Source organism: Agrobacterium vitis (assembly GCF_013426735.1).
GTDB lineage: Bacteria > Pseudomonadota > Alphaproteobacteria > Rhizobiales > Rhizobiaceae > Allorhizobium > Allorhizobium vitis_D.
In genome coordinates, this window is the sequence record NZ_AP023272.1 from 1,421,800 (window position 1) to 1,438,922 (window position 17,123).

The 17,123-nt window shown below is 57.1% G+C and carries 16 protein-coding genes; 4 read left to right on the forward strand and 12 right to left on the reverse strand.

The features are described 5' to 3' along the window. Position 1 precedes the first annotated feature (1 nt). The 3 genes from hydA to H1Y61_RS06425 all read right to left on the reverse strand — a co-directional run bounded on the left by hydA (position 2) and on the right by H1Y61_RS06425 (position 3,465). Positions 2–1,456, reverse strand: a complete 1,455-nt coding sequence (gene hydA, locus H1Y61_RS06415) for a dihydropyrimidinase (RefSeq protein WP_180574064.1) — start codon at positions 1,454–1,456, stop codon at positions 2–4. 219 nt (positions 1,457–1,675) lie between these two features. Beyond that, on the reverse strand, positions 1,676–2,167 hold the full coding sequence (locus H1Y61_RS06420; RefSeq protein WP_180574428.1) for an endonuclease domain-containing protein: 492 nt from the start codon (positions 2,165–2,167) through the stop codon (positions 1,676–1,678). 44 nt (positions 2,168–2,211) lie between these two features. Next, positions 2,212–3,465 carry a Zn-dependent hydrolase gene (locus H1Y61_RS06425; RefSeq protein ID WP_180574065.1) on the reverse strand — a complete coding sequence of 418 codons (1,254 nt, stop codon included), beginning with the start codon at positions 3,463–3,465 and terminating at the stop codon, positions 2,212–2,214. 299 nt (positions 3,466–3,764) lie between these two features. Here H1Y61_RS06425 and H1Y61_RS06430 point away from each other — a divergent pair, with 299 nt between their 5' ends. Next, on the forward strand, positions 3,765–4,406 hold the full coding sequence (locus H1Y61_RS06430) for a TetR family transcriptional regulator C-terminal domain-containing protein (protein ID WP_180574066.1): 642 nt from the start codon (positions 3,765–3,767) through the stop codon (positions 4,404–4,406). A gap of 13 nt (positions 4,407–4,419) precedes the next feature. Here H1Y61_RS06430 and H1Y61_RS06435 read toward each other — a convergent pair whose 3' ends face one another. The 4 genes from H1Y61_RS06435 to H1Y61_RS06450 form a co-directional block, all read right to left on the reverse strand. Then, positions 4,420–5,373 carry a DMT family transporter gene (locus H1Y61_RS06435; RefSeq protein ID WP_180574067.1) on the reverse strand — a complete coding sequence of 318 codons (954 nt, stop codon included), beginning with the start codon at positions 5,371–5,373 and terminating at the stop codon, positions 4,420–4,422. 125 nt (positions 5,374–5,498) lie between these two features. Continuing rightward, entirely contained in the window at positions 5,499–8,231 is a 2,733-nt protein-coding gene (locus H1Y61_RS06440; RefSeq protein ID WP_180574068.1) for a putative bifunctional diguanylate cyclase/phosphodiesterase, read from the reverse strand. 953 nt (positions 8,232–9,184) lie between these two features. Next, positions 9,185–10,498 carry an NAD-dependent dihydropyrimidine dehydrogenase subunit PreA gene (preA, locus tag H1Y61_RS06445; protein ID WP_180574069.1) on the reverse strand — a complete coding sequence of 438 codons (1,314 nt, stop codon included), beginning with the start codon at positions 10,496–10,498 and terminating at the stop codon, positions 9,185–9,187. Between the two features lie 17 nt (positions 10,499–10,515). Continuing rightward, a complete protein-coding gene (locus H1Y61_RS06450; protein ID WP_180574070.1) occupies positions 10,516–11,877 on the reverse strand; it encodes an NAD(P)-dependent oxidoreductase in 1,362 nt (453 codons plus the stop codon). Between the two features lie 289 nt (positions 11,878–12,166). Here H1Y61_RS06450 and H1Y61_RS06455 point away from each other — a divergent pair, with 289 nt between their 5' ends. Together H1Y61_RS06455 and H1Y61_RS06460 are read left to right on the forward strand one after the other, a co-directional pair. Continuing rightward, positions 12,167–12,571, forward strand: coding sequence for a DUF2325 domain-containing protein (locus tag H1Y61_RS06455; RefSeq protein WP_015916881.1), 405 nt, complete (start codon positions 12,167–12,169; stop codon positions 12,569–12,571). A gap of 11 nt (positions 12,572–12,582) precedes the next feature. Then, a complete protein-coding gene (locus H1Y61_RS06460) occupies positions 12,583–12,861 on the forward strand; it encodes a hypothetical protein (RefSeq protein WP_180574071.1) in 279 nt (92 codons plus the stop codon). On the opposite strand, the gene H1Y61_RS06465 is transcribed toward H1Y61_RS06460, so the two are convergent. The 4 genes from H1Y61_RS06465 to H1Y61_RS06480 form a co-directional block, all read right to left on the reverse strand. Next, the gene (locus H1Y61_RS06465; RefSeq protein ID WP_180574072.1) at positions 12,862–13,227 is read right to left on the reverse strand and encodes a DUF423 domain-containing protein; all 366 of its coding nucleotides are present in this window, start codon (positions 13,225–13,227) and stop codon (positions 12,862–12,864) included. It abuts the gene before it with no gap. A gap of 4 nt (positions 13,228–13,231) precedes the next feature. Further along, the gene (locus H1Y61_RS06470; protein ID WP_174083252.1) at positions 13,232–13,624 is read right to left on the reverse strand and encodes a group II truncated hemoglobin; all 393 of its coding nucleotides are present in this window, start codon (positions 13,622–13,624) and stop codon (positions 13,232–13,234) included. 396 nt (positions 13,625–14,020) lie between these two features. Next, positions 14,021–14,263: a hypothetical protein gene (locus H1Y61_RS06475; RefSeq protein ID WP_180574073.1), complete on the reverse strand. Its 243-nt coding sequence runs from the start codon at positions 14,261–14,263 to the stop codon at positions 14,021–14,023. A gap of 199 nt (positions 14,264–14,462) precedes the next feature. Next, positions 14,463–15,104, reverse strand: coding sequence for a hypothetical protein (locus H1Y61_RS06480; RefSeq protein WP_041696989.1), 642 nt, complete (start codon positions 15,102–15,104; stop codon positions 14,463–14,465). A 337-nt stretch (positions 15,105–15,441) separates the two neighbouring features. On the opposite strand from H1Y61_RS06480, the gene H1Y61_RS06485 reads away from it, so the two are divergent. Continuing rightward, the gene (locus H1Y61_RS06485; protein ID WP_156537023.1) at positions 15,442–16,008 is read left to right on the forward strand and encodes a recombinase family protein; all 567 of its coding nucleotides are present in this window, start codon (positions 15,442–15,444) and stop codon (positions 16,006–16,008) included. A gap of 79 nt (positions 16,009–16,087) precedes the next feature. Here H1Y61_RS06485 and H1Y61_RS06490 read toward each other — a convergent pair whose 3' ends face one another. Next, positions 16,088–17,032, reverse strand: a complete 945-nt coding sequence (locus tag H1Y61_RS06490; protein ID WP_235680882.1) for an alpha/beta hydrolase family protein — start codon at positions 17,030–17,032, stop codon at positions 16,088–16,090. Positions 17,033–17,123: the final 91 nt, after the last annotated feature.

Consider the following 17,123-nt stretch of genomic DNA (forward strand, 5'->3'; position numbering starts at 1 on the left):
CTCACACCCCGCTGGCCGGAATGCCCGTACGCTCGACTTTGCGCGGCGACACCAGTTCCTTCCACGTAGACAGCGCCTTGCTCACCGCCGGATAAGGCTCGCGCTTGACAAACTTGCCGTGGCCTTCCTGCGTTTTCACAGTGCTTTCCTCAATCGCCACCACACCACGGGTCAGGGTAAAGCGCGGCAGGCCAGTGACGGTTTTGCCCTCGAACACGTTGTAATCAATGGCCGATTGCTGGTTGTTGGCCGAGATTGTTTTGGAGCGTTTCGGGTCCCACACCACAATATCGGCATCGGCCCTCACAAGGATTGCGCCCTTCTTCGGATAGATATTGAGGATTTTGGCGATGTTGGTGGAAGTGACAGCCACGAATTCGTTCATGGTCAGGCGGCCCGTGGCCACGCCATAGGTCCACAGCATGGGCAGGCGATCTTCCAAGCCGCCGGTGCCATTGGGGATTTTGGTGAAATTGCCAACGCCAAACCGCTTTTGCTCGGTGGTAAAGGCGCAATGGTCGGTGGCAACGCAAGAGAGTGAGCCGGATTGCAGGCCAGCCCAGAGACTATCCTGATGCTGCTTGTTGCGGAACGGTGGCGACATCACCCGGCGGGCGGCGTGGTCCCAATCCTTGTCGAAATATTCGCTCTCATCCAGTGTCAGATGCTGAATCAGCGGCTCGCCATAGACGCGCATGCCCTTTTGCCGGGCGCGGCGGATGGCCTCATGGGCCTGCTCACAAGAGGTATGCACCACATAGAGCGGAACTCCCGCCATATCGGCCAGCATAATGGCGCGGTTGGTGGCTTCGCCCTCGACCTCGGCAGGGCGGGAATAGGCGTGCGCTTCCGGCCCATCATTGCCGTCAGCGAGTAGCTTGGCCGACATGGCTGCCACCACATCACCATTTTCGGCATGCACCAGCGGCAGCGCGCCCAGTTCGGCGCAGCGCGAGAAGGAGGCGAACATCTCATCATCATTCACCATCAAGGCCCCCTTATAGGCCATGAAGTGTTTGAATGTGTTGATGCCCTTGTCCTGCACAATGGTCTGCATCTCGTTGAAAATGCGCTCATCCCAGGAGGTGATGGCCATGTGGAAGGAATAATCGCAATTGGCGCGGGTGGATTTATTGTCCCAGCGGGTCAGCGCTTCCAGCAGCGATTGGCCGGGATCGGGCAGACAGAAATCCACCACCATGGTGGTGCCGCCAGCCAGACCCGCACGGGTGCCGCTTTCAAAATCATCGGCGGAATAGGTGCCCATGAACGGCATTTCCAGATGCACATGTGGATCAATGCCACCCGGCATGATGTAACAGCCGGAGGCATCCAGCACGGTATCGGCGGAAAGATCGGGGCCGATTTCGGTGATGATCCCGCCCTCGATTTTTACATCTGCCTTGTAGGTGAGATCGGCTGTGACGACGGTGCCGCCTTTGATGACTGTGCTCATGTGTGTTCACCCGTGTTTGTTCTCGTTGTCGTTTGGTGGCCTTCGGCCCCCCTCATCCGCCTGCCGACACCTTCTCCCCGCGGGGGAGAAGAGACCCGGACGCAGCCGCTTCGTCTATTGGAAAGCACAAAGGGCGCGGCACACTCCCTCTTCTCCCCAGCGGGGAGAAGGTGGCTCGAAGAGCCGGATGAGGGGGTGGCCGAAGGCCCCTAGGCTTGCTCATTCCTGTCCTCGTTTCCCCGGATAGAACCGTAATGTGCCACAACGCTCGGTGATCTTGCCTTCCAGAACGGCAAGGATTGTTTCAAGAACATCGCGTCTCTCCGAGAGAACCTCGCCGTTCCAAAACCGAAGCACATCATAACCCTGGTCATTCAGCCACGCTGTTCGCATCTCGTCTGAAGCGCTTTCGGCATGTTGGCATCCATCCAGTTCAACAATCAAGCAGCGTTCACGGCAAACGAAATCAGCAATATAGGCACCGAGAGGCACCTGACGTGAGAATTTATGACCGTTGAGCAACCTGTTGCGAAGATCGCCCCACAGTCGATATTCAGCATCGGTTTCATTCTGACGAAGCTGTCTTGCCTGTCCAGTTTTGCCGGGGCGGCGTTTGGTAATGTCCGTCATGCCTTCGGCCCCCTCATCCGCCTGCCGGCACCTTCTCCCCGCTGGGGAGAAGAGACCAAGACGCAGCCGACTCATCTTCATCTGATGTTGTTGTGTAGCGCAAAGGGTGCCGCACACTCCGTCTCTCACCCCACAACCTCCGCCGTTTCCAACACCGCATGCAACAACACGTCACACCCAGCACTCGCCCAATCCTTGGAAATCTCCTCGGCCTCATTATGCGAAAGCCCACCAACACACGGACACATAATCATCGTTGATGGAGCAACCCGTGCCGCCCAGCAGGCATCGTGGCCAGCGCCGGAAATGATGTTCATGTGGCTGTAACCCAACCGTTCAGCGGCATCGCGCACGCGGCCTACCAGCGTGGGATCGAAGGTAACGGGGTCGAAATGGCCGACGGCTTCCACCGAGCAGCCAACGCCCAGCGCTTCGCAAATCGTTGCGGCTTCGGCTTCAATCTTCGCCCGCATCCGGTCGAGTTTGTCTTGGGAGGGCGTGCGAATATCCACCGTGAACACCACCTTGCCCGGCAGCACATTGCGCGAGTTGGGTGAGAAGAACACTTGGCCGACGCCGCCAACAGCACCCGGCTGTTCGCTCATCGCCACATCCTGCACCATCTCGATAATCCGGCTCATGGCCAGACCAGCGTTGACGCGAAGGTTCATCGGGGTCGAGCCAGTATGAGCTTCACGGCCTGTCAGTGTAAATTCCAGCCACCACAGGCCCTGACAGTGGGTCACAACGCCAATCTGCTTGTTCTCGGCCTCCAGAATCGGCCCTTGCTCAATGTGATATTCGAAATAGGCGTGCATTTTGCGCGCACCCACCTCTTCCTCGCCCAGCCAGCCAATGCGCTTCAGCTCATCGCCATAGGTCTTGCCATCAGGGTCTTTGCGGGAATAGGCGTAATCCAGCGTATGCATGCCCGCAAATACGCCAGACGCCAGCATGGCCGGGGCAAAGCGCGCGCCTTCCTCATTGGCCCAGTTGGTCACAACAATCGGATGTTTGGTTTTAACGCCAAGGTCGTTCATCGAACGCACCACTTCCAGCGCGGCCAGCACGCCCAGCACGCCATCATATTTTCCGCCGGTGGGCTGGGTGTCGAGGTGGGAGCCGACATAGACGGGCAGGGCATCCGGGTCGGTGCCGGCGCGGGTGGCGAACATCGTGCCCATCTGGTCCACGCCCATGGTCATGCCTGCCGCTTCGCACCATGTCTGGAACAGGGCGCGGCCTTCGGCGTCTTCGTCGGTCAAGGTTTGGCGGTTGTTGCCGCCAGCAATGCCGGGGCCAATCTTGGCCATGTCCATCAGGCTGTCCCACAGCCGGTCAGCATTTACGCGCAGGTTCGCACCGGGGTGAGCCGTCATCTTATCAATCCTAATTTGTGCAGGGATTTCGATGCCCATCGAAAACCGCTGTTCCCATCATTTTTAGCTCTTGTTATTTTTGAGCCTTTGTTTCGGTCTCAACCATTGCCTTTCTCAGGGCAGTGATTGATATTTGACCGATTGGTAAACATTACAACTTCCGGCGTCGCACTCAAGCCGAAAAACGCGAAAAATTCGGTCAAAGCTTTCGCCCGGTTTTTGTGGCGCGTTTGCTGGCTTCCGGGGCAGGGTTGGAAGCAGCAAGGCGCAGGCAGGCATGGGGAAGACAGGGAGAGGGCATGGCAATAGCCAGGGCATCGAAGACGCAGAGGCGAACCCGGATACAGGAGGAAAAGGAGGAGGTCATCCTGCAAGCGGCGCTGGACGTGTTTTCCATGCGCGGCTTTCGCGGCTCGACCATCGACCAGATCGCCGAGGTGGCGGGCATGTCGAAACCCAATCTGCTCTATTATTTCCGCACTAAGGAGGCGATGCACCGGGTGCTGATGGACCGGCTGCTGGCCAATTGGCTTGAGCCGCTGCGCGCCTTTGATGCCGAGGGCGATCCGCAGGAGGAAATCCGCAGCTATATCCGCCGCAAGCTGGAAATGGCCCGTGATTTTCCGCGCGAAAGCCGGCTGTTTGCCAATGAAGTCCTCCAGGGCGCGCCCATTATCGAGGATGTGCTGAAAGGACCGCTGAAAGACCTGGTCGATGAGAAGGCCGAGGTGATCCGCAGTTGGATCATGGCGGGCAAACTTGCCGCCTGCGATCCCTATCACCTGATTTTTTCGATCTGGTCCACCACCCAGCATTACGCTGATTTCGACGTGCAGGTGCGTGCCGTGCTGGGTGCGGGGAGGGCGGAAGACGACCGGTTCGAAAATGCCGCGCGGTTTCTGGAAGGGCTTTTCCTGCGAGGTCTTCAGCCGGGAATGTGAAGGCGGGACGGGATCAGTCTGGCAGCATGGCCATAGCCAGAAGTCCGGCGGCGGTGATCAATGCTCCGGCAAACACTGCGATAGGCGCCCAGCCATGGCCCATGGCGCCTTCCAGCAGAATGATGAAGCTCGGCGTCAGGTAGCTATAGGCCAGCACCTTGGGGGCGGGCAGGCGCTGCGAGGCATATTGCAGCAGCAGGAAGGTGATCAGCGTCGTCACCACGGCCAGATAGAGCACCAGACCCCAGCCAAGCCAGGAGATCGAGGCGTAATCGAGGGCGATCAGCCGGGGCAGGCCTGGCACCAGAATGAAGGCCAGCGTCCCCACCGCCGACCACAGCATGAAGATCAGTGCCGGTTCGTTCTCGTTGAATTTGCGCAGCAGCGGTACGTAAATCGCATGGGCGGTGACCCCAACGAGGTAGATCAGTTCACCCTTACCGATGTCAAAATGGATCAGCGCCTGCACATCGCCGCGAAAAATCACCCAGATCGCGCCGATGGCGGCAATCACCAGGCTGACCATCACTCGGCCACGGGTTTTCTGGCGCATCAATAGCCAGGCGAAGCCTGCGCTCATCAGCGGCATCATCGTGAAGATCGCCCCGGTCGCCACAGGGGCGGTAAATTGCAGGGCGATGAACATGCTGATCATATAGGTCGCCATCAGCGCGCCGATAATCACGAAGCGGACCGGGCGACGCGGCGCTTTGAGCGGATAGCGCTTGACGCGGAAGCACAGGAACGCGGTCAGCGCGATGGTAACGATATAGCGCAGGGCCTGGACCGCAATCGGATCGATCATGTGGGTCGCCATGCCACCAAAGGAAAAGGAGGTGGCGAGCAATACGGCAAACAGCAGAACGGCCAGATGGGCTTTCAGTTTCTCGCGGCCACGGGCATGGCTGTTGTGCCTGTCTTTTATCTTGTCTTTTTCAGGCACAGGGGAAATCGTTGATGCTGTCACGGAATGATCTTTGTGCAATTATAGGTGGATGGCGGCCACGCATGTCACGCCAAGGCTTTCTATACGATGCAGGGCAAAGCGAGGCGACCCCTTTTCGTTCAAAAGTAAGGCATTTCAAAAAAGCATCAGAGCGCGATGGCATCCTGTTTGCGGTCGAGAGATCGGCGCTTCAAAAGCGCGAACAGGTCGTCGCCGTTCATGGGGCGGGCCAGGCCGTAGCCCTGCAAGGTATGACAGCCGAGATCCCGCAGAATGTCGGCGTGCTGCATGGTCTCCACACCTTCCGCGATGATTTCAATGCCAAGCGACCGACCGATTTCGACGATAGAGCCGATCAACCGTCGCTGTTGCTTGCTCTCGATGATCGGCTGGGTCAATTGCCTGTCGATTTTCAGCCGTCGGGGTGAGAGCTTCAAAAGGCTGAGGATCGAGGAATATCCGGTGCCGAAATCATCGATCTCGATATCGATGCCGAGGATTTTGATCTGGCTGATGGCGGTTGCCGCGGCTTCCGCCTTGTCGTCGAAAGAGATCGATTCCAGCAATTCGAAGGCAAGGCCGCCAGCGGGAAGCGGTGTATCGCGCAGATGGGCGACAAGCCCTTCGTCGAACAATCTCTGGGCAGAGATATTGACGGAGACATGCGGCGTATCCAGCCCATGCTCCTGCCAGCGCCGGGCCTCGGCAAGCGATTGTTCGAGAATGCTGTTGTCGATGGCGGCCACGACATTCAGGCTTTCGGCCACCGACAGGAAGGCAATCGGCGGCAACAGACCAAGCTGCGGATGTTGCCAGCGCGCGAGCGCCTCGACGCCAGTAATCTGCATGGTGTGCGCGTCAAATTGCGGCTGGAAATAGGGAATGAAATCGTGATCGGCCAGCGAGCGTAGAATGGCGTCGGCGGTGCGCTTGGTGGAAAGGGTCGCTTCCTTCAACGTGTCGGAAAAGAATTCCAGCCGGTTCTTGCCGCGCCGTTTTGCCTCGTAAAGCGCGATATCGGCATTGATCAATGCCTGTTCCAGATGCGGGTGGTGGTTGCAGGACTGGGCGATGCCGATGCTGGCGCTAACACGGCATTCCTGGCCCTCCCAATTGATCGGCTGGTTGATGGCATCAATCAGGGTTTCGCCAAGGATGCGGGCTGCGGCCTGGCTGCTCTCGTCGTGCTTGACCACCACGAATTCGTCGCCGCCGATGCGCGCGGCAAAATCGCCCGGCGACATATGGGCGTTGATCTGGCTGGCGGCATGGCGCAGCATGGCATCACCCGCCGCGTGGCCCAGCGTGTCATTGATCTCCTTGAACCGGTCGAGATCGATATGCAGCAGAGCGACAGATTTGCCGTTACCCCTGAGGCCTTCGATCTCTGCCAGATGCCGGTCGAGGAAGCGTCGGTTTGCAAGTCCGGTGAGGGGATCATGCAGGGACGTATGTTCCATGATCTGCCGGGCGTTTTCCAGTTCCTGGTTCTGGGCCTCGAGCGCGGTTTTGGCATCGTGCAGGGCTTCATGCAGTTTGACATCCGCGGTAATGTTCCAGTTCACGCCGACGATCTTCTTGCGAAAATCGGCATCGCGATAGATCGAGCCGAAGGAGCGGATATGGCGTATCTGGCCGCTGCGATCCAGAATACGGAACTCTGTCGAATAATTGGAGCCGGTGCGGATAGCTGAGGCCAGAGCGTGAGTGGCACTTTCCCGGTCCTCTGGATGGAGGCAGTTGCTCCAGTCTTCGCGAGTATCAATCGGACGGGCCGGATCACAGTCGTAAAGCTGGCGCATACGATTGTCCCAGGTCAGGGCCAGGCTACCGATATCCATTTCCCACACACCGATTTGCGAGGCGTCGAGCGCAATTTGCAATCTTTGCGACAGAGTGCGCAGTTCTCGCTCTTGCTCGTTAAGCTCGGCAATATTGGCCTGCCGTTCCATCAGCAGATGCGCGACCCACAGGAAAGGCGTGATGATCGTCAGCGCCAGGATGAACATTACCAGCTGGCGAAACCAGATTTCGTTGGCAGGTTGTTGCCAGCCACCCTTGGGCGCTGCCGCCAATATCCAGGTCTGTGCGCCGATACTGACCTCCATGCGCACTGCGCTGGCGCCGATCAATGCGGGATCGCCGAAAAACGCCGTGCTGACTGCGTTCTGCGTATCGGAACCGGCGTAAAGCGCGACATTCAGATCGAGGTCGTAGAGGCCACTTTCGCGAAACAGCCGCTCCACATCGACGGTGCCGCGCAGCAGGCCATGACTGAAGGGCTTATCCTGAGGGGACGTCTGGTCCGGCAAGTCCGGTGACGTGCTGGCCGGTTCGTTCAGGCTCGATGACGCGATGGGGTAAAAGATAACGAGACTATTGCCTGTTGTCGGCAGGTTCATCGGCTCTGTGATGACATAGATATTGCTGTTCTCGGCCTGGACGGCGGCTTTTTGCTCTTGCGGGTTGGTGGTAAAGTCATGCCCAACCTGGTTGAGAATGAACGGATAGGTCAGTCTTGTCCGCATGTCGTAGGAAAGACTGATTGAGCGCAACCGGACTGGCCTGGAGAAAAATCGCCGGCCAATGGCGGAAAACCGGGCCTGGCTCATGTCCGGCTCGGTTTCAAGTACGGCAAGCAGGCCCTGAAGCATCTTGATGTCAGCCTTGATATTGCCTTCCAGCCGGGCGCGGACGGGGCTGAGCTTGTCGGAAATCGCGGCCTTCCTGTCTTCCATATAGGCTTTGCGATTTTGACTTTCGATTGCAAAAATAGTGACGAAAACCGCAGTGCAAACAATCAAAGCGGGCCAGTAGAAGCTGGCAAGCTTCCTGACACGTCCCACAATGTTACCGGCCCAGGCAGAAATGATCATCATCAAACTCTTCAACGTGCAGATATATCGATGTTACGGTTCTGCTCTTTAGAGTCTGTCAGGCTCCTACGTCACCTGACGGACTTTCGATCTTGTTGTTTTCGCCTCGGATTTTTCCGAGAATCGATCTAAATTCCCGGTCAGATCCTGTCGCCCTTGGTAGAGCGTAAGATGCAGTATTCATTTCGAAGATTGAACCCAATCGCTTCACCCATTTTGGATGATCTGGATAGATCTCTCTTCTTATTCAAATATACTTATGCAGGCGTGATCATTTCAATGCAAAGTAATTCTCTAAAATTTCCTTTTTTGTGTAAAAAAAATTGATGCAGAAATTTATCCAATTCCCAATTGATCCCATTGATATTTATTGAATAAAAGAAAATTTCTAAAAAATTTAAATTTATGATTTTATTGAATTTCCTCTCAAATATTCTGGGTTTTTTGAGAGAAATTCTCCAATGATCCATAGATAAAAATAGGGTTGCATGCGATATAGTCGATGCATTGTATTGTCATGTTATCTGGATGAAGCGCGCTCCACGATAGGGGTGCAATGCGCTGCACGGATATTGTCGTCAAGCATGCGATAAAGTAACGACTGCATCAGTTCATGAAAAAATTGAGAATTCCTGAATTTTCTCACCAAGTTTCGCAGGTTTGTTTTTAGTTTTATATTTCTAATATTTAAAAAAAGAATGCAATTCACGCCGATCCCTATCATTTTTGTTCGTGACGCGTGGAATGCCCTTACGGTGAGGATGGGTAATCATCTTCGAGCTTTGGTATAAAATTTGCCAAGGGAAAGTGGTCACCGGGTTTCCCGAGATGACAAACAAAAAAACTGAGAATCTGTCTGGTTCAATCTGAACCCGAAAGACTCTCAGTTGCTGCCAATTTAAGGCTTTGAGATACTCACAAACGGAAATCCAACATCACGGCAATGACGGTTGGACTTATTCCGCTGCCTGCACCGCCATCGGATTATTGGGATGAGTTGTCCAGTTGGCATAGTTCGGATCAACCGGCTTGCCAGTGCGCTGGTCCAGCATGCCGGGCTCCAGCCCAACCATGGTGATGCAGTTTTCGACCGGACAGACATTGACGCAGAGATTGCAGCCGACGCATTCGTCTTCCATCACCTCGAACTTGCGCGCACCATCAACAATGCTGGTGATTGCCTGGTGGGACGTGTCCTCGCAGGCGATGTGACAGCGGCCACATTTGATGCAGGCATCCTGGTCGATCTGCGCCTTGGCGATATAGTTGAGGTTGAGATATTGCCAGTCGGTGACATTCGGTACGGCGCGGCCGCAGATGTCATCCAGCGATGCGTGGCCCTTGGCATCCATCCAGTCGGACAGGCCTGATATCATTTCCTCAACGATCTTGAAGCCGTAAGTCATGGCGGCGGTGCAGACCTGTACATTGCCAGCGCCGAGCGCCAGGAATTCCGCTGCATCGCGCCAGGTGGTGATGCCGCCAATGCCTGAGATCGGCAGGCCGTAGGTTTCCGGGGCGCGGGCGATTTCGGCCACCATGTTCAGCGCAATCGGCTTGACCGCCGGGCCGCAATAGCCGCCATGGCTGCCCTTGCCGCCAACGCTGGGGTTGGGGGCGAAGCTGTCGAGATCGACCGAGACGATGGAATTGATGGTGTTGATCAAGGAGACCGCATCGGTGCCGCCTGCCTTGGCGGCGCGGGCCGGTTTGCGGATGTCGGTGATATTCGGCGTCAGCTTGGTAATGACGGGCATGCGGCTATATTGCTTGCACCAGCGCACCACCATTTCGATATATTCCGGCACCTGACCGACGGCGGCCCCCATGCCGCGTTCCGACATGCCGTGCGGACAGCCGAAATTCAGCTCAATGCCGTCAGCCCCGGTTTCTTCAACCAGCGGCAGGATCGCCCTCCACTCTTCCTCCTCGCAGGGCACCATGATCGAGGCGATCAGGGCGCGGTCCGGCCAGTTCATCTTGACCATCTTCATTTCCTGAAGATTGACCTGCAAGGGCCGGTCGGTGATCAGCTCGATATTGTTGAGACCCAGCAGGCGGCGGTCCGCCCCCCAGATGGCCCCGTAGCGCGGACCATTGACATTGACGACCGGCGGCCCTTCCGAGCCGAGGGTTTTCCACACCACGCCGCCCCAGCCCGCCTTGAAGGCGCGCTCGACGTTGTAAGCCTTGTCGGTGGGTGGCGCAGAGGCCAGCCAAAAGGGGTTGGGTGATTTGATGCCGACGAAATTATTTCTGATATCAGCCATGGTTCAATCCCTCCGGCTCAGGCGACGGCGCTGACGCCGGAGGCGTTCGCAGCAAGCGTCAGGTTGATGCTTTCAGCCGCGTCGCGGCCCATGGCAACGGCAGAGACCGTCAGGTCCTGGCCGCCGAAGGCGCAGTCACCGCCCGCCCAGACACCGGCAAGCGAGGTGCGCCCTTCTGCATCCACGGCGATCTTGCCGCCCTGCATCGCTAGGCTTTCCTGGCCTTCCGGGTCGAGCTTCTGGCCGATGGCGACGAGGATCTGGTCGGCCTTGATCTCGGTGATGTGGCCGGTGCCCTTCATCAGCCCGTTTTCCAGATGGGTATATTCAAAGCTGATCGAGGCGACATGGCCGCCGTGATGGGCAACTTCTTTCGGCTGGAGCCAATGGCGGATCTGCACGCCCTTGGAGGCGGCAAGATCCTGCTCATAATCCGAGGCATTCATATGTTCCTTGCCCCGGCGGTAGCAGATGGTGACGTTTTCCGCACCCAGCAGCTTGGCCTGCACGCCCGCATCGATGGCGGTCATGCCGCCGCCAATGACGACGACATCGCGTCCAACCGGTACATCGCTTTTGGCGTCTGCCTGGCGAAGATGAGCAATGAACTCCACCGCATCCATCACGCCATTGCTGTCGGCGCCGGGAATGGTCAGCATGTTGACATTGCCAAGGCCGGTGCCGAGAAACACCGCATCGAACTTGGCCTTGAGGTCGGCGAGCGTGAAGTCGCGGCCCAGCATCTGGCCATGCAGCACGTCGATATTGCCGATGGACAGGATGTAATCCACTTCCGCCTGGGCAAAGCCCTCAGGGGTTTTGTAGGCGGCGATGCCATATTCGTTCAGCCCGCCTGCCTTGGGGCGGGTATCGTAGATGGTGACGGAATGGCCATGCATGGCCAGCCGATGCGCACAGGCCAGACCGGCTGGACCGGCACCGACCACGGCAATGGTCTTTCCGGTTGAGGCGGCGGCTGTGTAGAACTGGTGGCCATGTTCAATGGCCAGATCTGTCGCATAACGCTGCAAGCGACCGATTTCCACCGGGCGTTCTTCGGCTGTGTTGCGCACACAGGCCTCTTCGCAGAGCTGTTCGGTGGGACAGACGCGGGCGCACATGCCGCCAAGGATGTTCTGATCGAAAATCGTCTTGGCCGAGCCGGTCGGATTGCCCGTCGAGATCTGCCGGATGAACAGCGGAATGTCGATTGAGGTCGGACAGGCCGTCATGCAGGGCGCGTCATAACAGAAATAGCAGCGGTCAGAGGCGACAAGCGCTTCATGGTCGCCCAGGCGCGGATGCAGGTCGGAGAAGTTTTTCACATAATCGGCAGCGTCAAGCCGCCCGGCCTTCAGGCCCGGTTCCAGTTTTCGCATCGCAGTTCCCTCTTTTTTGTTCGAAGCGATTGGGAAAATCGTAACGCAGGATAAAAAATTTATCAAACGGTAAAAATTGGAATATGCCGCAATGCGGAAAATCGTTCAAATGACTGATATTCAAAGATTTTATCAAGTTTTTGATGCCGAACCTCGGCCGTCATGTCCTGCGATAAAACATGATGAAAATCCTCCACTATATACTTTACTCTTTTACTCATGTTTTGTAGGGTGGTTGCAACAGACACGAGGATGGCAAGACGCCGCCGCCATACACAGGAGACGGTCCATGGCAAAACACAATGCGCCGAAAAAGAAGAAGCAGACGGATAAGCGGGCTGTAACGGCTGCCCCGGTTGATGACAAAGGCGGCCAGGCAGATATCAAGAGCTTCCTCTATGTCGGCGGGCGCGATTGCCAGGTGGCGCATCTGCGCCAGATCGCCACGAATTTCGGCGCTGAACTGATCCATCACGATGGCGGATTGCGGGAAGCCGTTTCGCGCATCGACACTGTGCTGCCTTCAGTGGACTGCGTGTTCTGCCCGATCGACTGTATTAGCCATGATGCGTGTCTGCGGGTGAAGAGCGGCTGCAAGAAATTCGGCAAGACCTTCATCCCGCTGCGCAACGGCTCGAAATCCAGCCTGGAACGGGCGCTTCAGACGTTGAACGACCGCTCTGACAGCAATTAAGGGACAGATTTATGCATGACGGGAATGACGGCACCCTGATAATCGAGCTGCACAAGCTTGGCGATCAGGCGGGCGAGGGGCTGATTGGCGCGCTCTACGAGCGGCAGCAGGATGGCCGGGAACGGCAGGCGGCGATGGCTGACATTATCCGGCTGCCGGGCCTGCATGAGCGGCCCGTGTCGCGCACCCAGCATTTGGCTCATGGGTTGCGGCGGGAAGCCATTTCAGCCGAGGTCATCGATTTTCCGCCGCCGCAATGGCACCGCAACGCGGCGCGCCGCAGCAGCTGATCAGCTGCGCGGTAAAAACGCGCCGAGCGCCAGCAGCGCCCAACCCACCATCATCGCAATACCACCGGTCGGAGCCGCCATGGGAAACAGGCTCTGGCCAGTCCATTGCTTGACTGCCAGATCACCGGCAAACAGCAGCACGCCGAGGCCGATCACCAGGCCGGATAGCGTGGCGGTGCGAATCCTGTCACCAGCCAGATAAAGCCCCAGCAAGGCGGGGGCATGGGTGAGCGCAATCGAGGAGGCGGGGCCAAGCAGATTGCCAGCCCCCGTCACATGCGCCGCCGCTGCCGCCAGCCCGACGCCGCAGGCACCGAACAGGCCGGATAACACCAGCAGGAGAGGTCTCAATGCGCGCAGGCTCATGGCGCTATTCCTTGTTCTGCATATGATGGGCAAGCTTTTCGATGGGCGTCCAGATGATCTCGCGCAGCTTCTCGTGGGCAATGGTCTCGTCCATGGCGCGGCGAAAGCATAACAGCCATTCATCGCGCTCCTGTGGCCCGATCTCCGCCACAAAATGACGACGCCGCAACATGGGATGGCCGCGCTTTTGCATATAGACCGGCGGCCCGCCGAGATAGCCGGTGATATAATCGTAAAACTTCTCTTCGCTTTCGGTGAGATCAGCCGGATGAACAGCCCGGCAGCGCGCCGCTTCCGGCAGCGTGTCCATCAACTGGTAAAACCGGGCAACCAGCGCCTTCACCGTCGCATCGCCGCCGATCGCTTCATAAAGCGTGATGGTCTTCTCGTCACTCACATCCTGCCCTCGACTGTCATTGCCTCTTTTGCCGGGTTTGGCGGCGGGAGGCAACGGGTGAGGGGAGGATGTGGCGATGAGGCGCAGGGCTTGGCCGTTATCTGCTCGGGTGATAGAAATGGCGGCGTGTGTGCGTGGGTGACCGACGTTTGCAGAAAGCCGCCGCAAATATGGAGCGTCAGCACGGCGTTGGTCATAAAAAGGCATTTTCAGATTGGCATGATCCAATCTTTCTTCCGCATACCGGTGGTGGATGGCAAACGGTCGTTCTGTTACAGGCGGGGTTGTGTGATTCGGCGGCTATTACCGCCGAACCTTGCTCGGCCGGCACATCTACGAATGAGCGACTGGTTCGTCCGTACGCCTGTGGATCAGGCGCGGGCTGGTCCTCCTCGGCTATCCGACGATTGGGACATTGGTGATTTCCAAGATGTCCCCATTTCTCGAGACGATATACATGATATTGTCCTGCGGGTCGTCGATGATGATCGGCTCGAAGCCATTGGCTGTGATAGTGATGGATTCGGGAGAGATACCCGTTACGTAAGGGTCGAGGGCAACGGCTGCCGGTGCCGCAGCATTTGCAAAGGCATTGACGATGACATTGGCGAGACTGTCGTCTTTTTGGACATGGATCATAATGACTCCTGAGGAATAAGTGGCGGAGTGCGGACGCTTGCGTCCGGTGGGTTCCGGCATGAGTTGAAGCAGGGCAGTGAATATTTCGATCAACCGGCGGTCAGCACGCAGGGGTGGGGATGCTGACCGCCGAAGCTCAGCCGCAAAGGGTAACGCCTTGGTGGGAAGGCGTCGGCTCTGCGGCTCAACGTGTCTCAGATCACGCCTGGCCGAACAGGCCGTGGATCGGATCGTATTTCAGGGAGATTTCGGAGACGCTGCCGCCGAACTTGGCAATGCTGGGCGTGCCGGCGATCTCGGTGATGATCGTCTGGCTTTCGAATTCGGCCTGCAACCAGACGTAGACATAGGTGAAGGGCGTCATGCGGATCGACTGGGTGGCGAGCACGGTCTGGGCCGAGATCGGCTTACGCTCATGCAGCTTCCTGTTGACGAGAGCGTCCTGGGCAAGACCGAAGGTCAGGGCCGGATAGCGATCGAAATCCATGTTGTTGATTGCAGCATAGGTGCCGGTATTTACCGGCAGCGCGCTGCTGTTTTTTCGGAAGGGGGCGAAGATGTTGTTGTTGGTGAATTCGTAGTATCCGCCGTCGAGCGCTGGGTCTCTCGAGGCTTCGCTCAGCTTATTGATAGATACGCCATGTTCTACGCTGTCGGTCGAAGCATAGATCCAGTAATTCTCCTCCCATTCGATGGTCGTGACCTGAAAGGGGTCGATATCGACCCAAATCACGTTCGGAGCGCCATTGCCGACCGGCTTGGCAACCGCCACACGCTGGCCGGCTTCCTTGATGAGGCCCAAGACATCGGTGTCGAATTCGAGAGACAGGGAATATTTCATATTTTCCAGATCCTTAAGTTGGGGTCATGTGATGCTCTCGGACGTTTTCTCCGTCTCGAAAGCGTTCCCATTTGCAATCCGATACATAAAAAATACAACCCAGGGATATTTTAACATTATATACAACTAAATAGAGAATTGTTTGCGTTCTACTTGTAATGCTCAACTCTCCGCTGTTGCTTGCCAGAAAAAAAACACCAAAAATGAGCACTTTAAGGTCGTTTTTTAGGTTGAACGCGCTCTCTGGTTGTGATTAAAAGGGAACCATTATGATACACTTATTGTTGATCTCAACTTTGAGACTTTAAATTTCATCTATTATGAGTGTTTTTGACTGATGCGTATTGGTTATGCTCGCGTTTCCACCAGTGATCAGAATCTTGATCTTCAACTCTCGGCGTTGGCGCAGGTCGGATGTGAGAGGATTTTTTCGGATCAGGGGCTCTCCGGCGCCACGCGGCAAAGGCCGGGTTTGATGGAGGCGCTTGCTGCGCTCAAACCAGGCGATACGCTGGTGATCTGGCGCCTTGACCGATTGGGGCGCTCTTTGTCGCATCTGATCGAGATGGTCACGGAACTTGGAGAGCGGAAAATTGGCCTCTATTCCGTCAACGAATGTATCGATACGGCTTCAGCTGGCGGCGTTCTGATTTTCCACATCATGGGCGCCCTCGCACAGTTCGAGCGCAGTTTGATTTCCGAGCGAACGCGGGCGGGCATGTCAGCCGCGCGGCAGCGCGGCAGCGCCATAGGGCGGCCCGTCAAGCTGACGACGCAGGATGTGGAGGTGGCGCGTGGTGCCATTCATGGTGGATCTGTCACCGTCCAGGGAGCGGCGCGCGACATGGGCATCAGCCGCGCCACGCTCTATCGCGCACTTAGACGCAAGAGCGCCTTTCAGTGAAGGCGGATGTTGCGGGTTGAGCCCGCGGCACAATTTCCTCTTACACCGCTTCCGGTCTATAGACTTGCGCAACAGGCGCTCACGCCGCGACCTGATGGAAGAACTGCATGCTGGCTTCCACCGCATGGGGGATTTCGCTGGTGTGATTGCCTTCCACCTCTTGCGACGAGATGATGGCGTTGGCGGCCCTTGCACGCTTTATCAACAGGGCGGCATTATCCTCGAAGCTGGTTTCGGTTTCGGCATGCAGCAGTTTGACCGGGCATTTGAAGCTATGGGCATAGCAGACAGCACTGCGCACTTCGAATTCATGCGGGCGGCTGTCGTCGAAGCGAATGTCTTCTGGATAGCGATTGAAAAAACGGAAGGCATTCGGATTGCCTGATATCGGCACGCTGGCGCGGAAGCGGTGGGTGCTCATCGCGGCCAGCATGGCAAGCGTGCCACCAATGCTGTGACCGGCCAGAAATACCCGCTCGCGGTCAACGCCGGGCAGGTGGGAGAGCCGGTCGGCTGCCGCCAGCACGTCATCCACTTCGTCGTAAAAACCGGAAAAAATCCCCATCTGGCCGTTTTCACCGCGCATGGAGGGCATCATCACCACATAGCCAGCGTCCGCATAGCCTTTCAGCGGCTCCCACTGGCCAGCACCCATGGCATTGCCGCCATGCAAGAACAGCACGGCGGGCTTCAGTTTACGCTCGCGTTTATAGGTGGATACCCAGGCCGCCAGGGTCAGTTCACCGCCACGCCCTGAGCGGTAGAAAATCCGGTTGGCGCCCGCAGGTGCGGTCAAGGGCTCATATTTGTCGGGGGCGGGGCCTTTTTGCAGCAGCCGGGTGCGAAAGCGCTCGCGCATTTTCATATAGTCATGATGCAGTAGGCGCGGCTCAGCGGGAACGTCAAAAGCATGTGCGAAAGACGGTGCGGCCAGTGTGGCTGCAATGCCGCCAAGCAGTCCGCGCCGCGTCAGTATTGCTTGTTTGCCTAACGCGTCGTCATATCCCATGCCGAATTCCTTCATTACCATTTATGCCCCTGCCGTTTTCATCCATGCAATGCGCACCTGTCTTTTATATGTCGGACCTGTTACGCAAGTCTTCAAATTCCGCAGC

What these genes read in the sequence shown, in the direction of transcription:
- hydA (WP_180574064.1), bottom strand. Translation starts at nt 1,456, where the DNA reads ATGAGCACAGTCATCAAAGGCGGCACCGTCGTCACAGCCGATCTCACC.
- H1Y61_RS06420 (WP_180574428.1), bottom strand. Translation starts at nt 2,167, where the DNA reads ATGAAGATGAGTCGGCTGCGTCTTGGTCTCTTCTCCCCAGCGGGGAGA.
- H1Y61_RS06425 (WP_180574065.1), bottom strand. Translation starts at nt 3,465, where the DNA reads ATGACGGCTCACCCCGGTGCGAACCTGCGCGTAAATGCTGACCGGCTG.
- H1Y61_RS06430 (WP_180574066.1), top strand. Translation starts at nt 3,765, where the DNA reads ATGGCAATAGCCAGGGCATCGAAGACGCAGAGGCGAACCCGGATACAG.
- H1Y61_RS06440 (WP_180574068.1), bottom strand. Translation starts at nt 8,231, where the DNA reads ATGATGATCATTTCTGCCTGGGCCGGTAACATTGTGGGACGTGTCAGG.
- preA (WP_180574069.1), bottom strand. Translation starts at nt 10,498, where the DNA reads ATGGCTGATATCAGAAATAATTTCGTCGGCATCAAATCACCCAACCCC.
- H1Y61_RS06450 (WP_180574070.1), bottom strand. Translation starts at nt 11,877, where the DNA reads ATGCGAAAACTGGAACCGGGCCTGAAGGCCGGGCGGCTTGACGCTGCC.
- H1Y61_RS06455 (WP_015916881.1), top strand. Translation starts at nt 12,167, where the DNA reads ATGGCAAAACACAATGCGCCGAAAAAGAAGAAGCAGACGGATAAGCGG.
- H1Y61_RS06460 (WP_180574071.1), top strand. Translation starts at nt 12,583, where the DNA reads ATGCATGACGGGAATGACGGCACCCTGATAATCGAGCTGCACAAGCTT.
- H1Y61_RS06465 (WP_180574072.1), bottom strand. Translation starts at nt 13,227, where the DNA reads ATGAGCCTGCGCGCATTGAGACCTCTCCTGCTGGTGTTATCCGGCCTG.
- H1Y61_RS06475 (WP_180574073.1), bottom strand. Translation starts at nt 14,263, where the DNA reads ATGATCCATGTCCAAAAAGACGACAGTCTCGCCAATGTCATCGTCAAT.
- H1Y61_RS06480 (WP_041696989.1), bottom strand. Translation starts at nt 15,104, where the DNA reads ATGAAATATTCCCTGTCTCTCGAATTCGACACCGATGTCTTGGGCCTC.
- H1Y61_RS06485 (WP_156537023.1), top strand. Translation starts at nt 15,442, where the DNA reads ATGCGTATTGGTTATGCTCGCGTTTCCACCAGTGATCAGAATCTTGAT.
- H1Y61_RS06490 (WP_235680882.1), bottom strand. Translation starts at nt 17,032, where the DNA reads ATGAAGGAATTCGGCATGGGATATGACGACGCGTTAGGCAAACAAGCA.